The sequence below is a fragment of the Faecalibacterium prausnitzii genome, assembly GCF_003287405.1.
GTDB lineage: Bacteria > Bacillota > Clostridia > Oscillospirales > Ruminococcaceae > Faecalibacterium > Faecalibacterium intestinale.
In genome coordinates this window covers 1-2,940 of the sequence record NZ_PRLD01000044.1, presented here as the reverse complement: position 1 = coordinate 2,940, position 2,940 = coordinate 1, and the positions used below count along the sequence as shown (strand labels likewise).

Annotated in this window: 2 protein-coding genes and 1 pseudogene; all 3 read right to left on the bottom strand. The window is 55.5% G+C overall.

The features are described from left to right. Positions 1-617, bottom strand: a pseudogene (locus C4N24_RS14875) (DEAD/DEAH box helicase family protein); the annotation flags it as partial. A 1-nt stretch (position 618) separates the two neighbouring features. After that, positions 619-807 (bottom strand): transposon-encoded TnpW family protein, encoded by a 189-nt coding sequence (locus tag C4N24_RS14870; RefSeq protein WP_097779733.1) that lies wholly within the window; start codon positions 805-807, stop codon positions 619-621. Positions 808-913: 106 nt separating this feature from the next. After that, the gene (locus C4N24_RS14865; RefSeq protein WP_112092026.1) at positions 914-2,779 is read right to left on the bottom strand and encodes an AAA family ATPase; all 1,866 of its coding nucleotides are present in this window, start codon (positions 2,777-2,779) and stop codon (positions 914-916) included. Positions 2,780-2,940 lie beyond the last annotated feature (161 nt).

The window sequence follows — 2,940 nt, the reverse complement described above, 5'->3', positions numbered from 1 at the left end:
CCCATTTTTGCAGTGCTTCCGAGCAAAACTCGCACATCGCCAGAGCGCACTTTGGAGAACAATGCCGCCTTTTTCGCCTCGGTGTCGGCATTGTGGATGAACTCGATTTCGTTTTCTGGAACCCCAGCGGCAACCAGCTTTTTGCGAATATCATCGTAGACATTGAAGTTGCCGTCGTTTTTCGGGGTGGAGAGATCGCAGAACAAAAGCTGGGTCAGCTTCTGGTCTTTGCCCTCTTCCCAGATTTTCAGCACATTCTGAACGCATACGTTCAGTTTGCTGTTGGGGTCGTCCGGCAGCATGGGGTTCATCAGGCGAACGTCCAAGCCAATCTTGCGCCCATCGTTGGTGACGCAGAGCATATTGTCCACGGACGCATCCACGATGCCGGAGTGGATATCTGCGGCACGTTTGCTCAGTTCCTGCACCATTTCCTTTTGAATTTCGGACGGCTTTGCCACCACGGTTTCAAACTTTGCGACCGGCACCGGCAGATGAAGCTGGTCGCTAGTTTTAATGTCCGCAACCTCCTTGAACATGGACATCAACTCCGGGAGATTGAAAAACTTGGCGAACCGGGTGCGGGCACGGTAGCCGGTACCCTCGGGATGGACTTCGTCAAGAGGTTTTCGGTAATTTTTCTAAATTCATCAGGTTGTCTGCAAGGAAGTCCCTTGTGACCTCATGTCTGCACATATCCTTGAACATCTTTTCAATCGGCTTTTTGGCGGTTTCGGACTGCTTCACGCACACAATAAAGGTGGTTTTGCCAATCTGCACCGAATAACTCGAATTCTGATTCTCCATTCGATTTCTCCTTTTATCGTCATTTTCTGAATTTGGCTGGCAGACTGGCAACTGTGGGTGTACCATGATTTTCTTGCCAGCCAAAATTTTCTGCCAGTCAAATGGTTTATTCCATCCAAAAGACCTTTTTGCGGCCTTCCACGATCTTGCTTTTCAGGGCATCGCCCAGTTCACGCTTGGCATCCCGGACGGTTCTGCCGGGGATGCCCCTTTCCAGCGCCGCCTTGTCGATGTCCTCGCTGAGCACCTGCTTTCCTCCGGCAAGCAGGGCGCAGATCAGGTCTTTAGCTTGCTGGGTCTTGGTTTCCCGCTGCGGCTCGATGCCGGACAGCATTTCGTCTGCGGTAATGTCGTACTCGCCGACCCAGCGAAAACCGCCCTCGTCCCCCAAAGAGAACGCCAGCGACACGCCCGGCGGGGCAAGGGAACTTTTCTCATGGGTCAGGATGCGCATGGTGGGGTCGTGCTTCAGCTTGCCGATGAACATGACGCTGCGGACGGCGGCTGCAATGTCGATGGAGCCGAGGCCCCGCTGCAGGCTCTGCATTCCGGCGGCTTTGTTCAGGTGCCCAATCAGCAAAATAGCGCAGCCTGTTCGCTGCGCTACCTGTCCCAGCCGCATGAAGATGGGGCGCACTTCGTTTGCCCGGTTCATATCCACGTCGGCACCGAGATATGCCTGAATCGGGTCGATGATGACCAGTCGGGCGTTGTTCTCGATAATGGCTTTTTCAATTCGTTCATCGGAGAGCGTCAGCTGCACATCGCTGTCGTCAATGACCAGCACCCGGTCAAGGTCTGCCCCGGCCTCGATCAGGCGGGGCTTGACCGTATCGCCCAGACCGTCCTCAGCGGTCTGGTAGATCACGTTGAAGGGCTCCATGCGCTCCATGTTGGGCAGCAGCTTTCCGTTGGTGCAGGCAGCGGCAAGGTGCATGGCAAAATAGGTCTTGCCCTCGCCCGGATTACCTTGCAGAACACTGAGCTTTCCAAAGGGCAGATACGGCTTCCAAAGCCATTCCACCGGGGTCAGCTCCACGTCGCTCATGCGGATGATCTTCACCGTTTCCGGTTTTGACGGCTCTTTCAGCACGATGCTTTTGAAATAATTGCGGTTCGGAATCTCTGCCCGGTGCACCAGAACGTCGTTCCAGTCCTTCATGCAGGGCTGGATGCGGGTCACGCTCACGGTGTCCGGTAGCAGCCCCGCCAGCCGCTTGCAGGCATCCTCTCCAGCTTTATCGGCATCCAGACAGAGGAACACCCTCTCCACGTCCGGGCGTTCAGAAAGAAACTGCCGCAACGCCTTGCCCGACACCCCGCCCAGCGACAGATAATTGTGCTGCTGCCAGTTTTTCGGAAACAGTTCGATGAAAGACAGCAGGTCGATGGGGGCTTCAAAGACCAGCAACTGCTTGTCAGTGCCACGGTGGGCAAAGCCAAACGCCTTTTCTGCACCGGCCGCATCCTGCCGAAACTTTTCCCGAATACCACGGCTGCTTGCGTAGCGGGGATGCCCGTCTGCATCCCGCCCCACAAAGACCGCGTTGTGGTGGGCGGCGTCCTCGTAAATATCTCCGGCAGCGATGAAGAAATTCACCAGCGAGGGACTGAGTTTCCGTTCCTGCGTCAGATAGTTCAAGATGTTGGCGTTGGTGACGTTCCGCATTGGCAGACGAAACGCCGGAGAGGGGGCGGGGTCAGCCTCCGGCTGAACTTCGCCCGGCTCTCCGGTCAGCATCTGCACCGCTTCGGGGAAGGACTTGCCGTAAAATTCCATCACGAAGTCCACCGGAAAGCCGCCCTTGCTCTGGCTGTGCCGGAACCATTTGTTTCCGCAGACAGTCAGGCTGTCGTGGGCTTTCCAGCGATACTCCTTTCCGCTGCGCACCAGCGTTTCGCCCTGCGCCCGGAGAAAATTTTCCAGATCCACCGCATTGGCTTTGTCAATCTGGGCTTGGGTGTAGGTCATGCTGCTTCCTCCTTAAAGCTCCTGTGTTTGATTTTTTTGCTTGGTTTTCTTCTGGAATTGCGTTGCCTTGGCTTCTTCCAGCTTTTTCAGCACCGATTCCTTCTCCGGCATCTTACCGCCCGGTGCAGAAAGCTGCTGTTTATTCAGCACCATGTCGATAT

Coding starts and splice junctions, on each gene's coding strand:
- C4N24_RS14865 (WP_112092026.1), bottom strand. CDS start 2,779: ATGACCTACACCCAAGCCCAGATTGACAAAGCCAATGCGGTGGATCTG.
- C4N24_RS14870 (WP_097779733.1), bottom strand. CDS start 807: ATGGAGAATCAGAATTCGAGTTATTCGGTGCAGATTGGCAAAACCACC.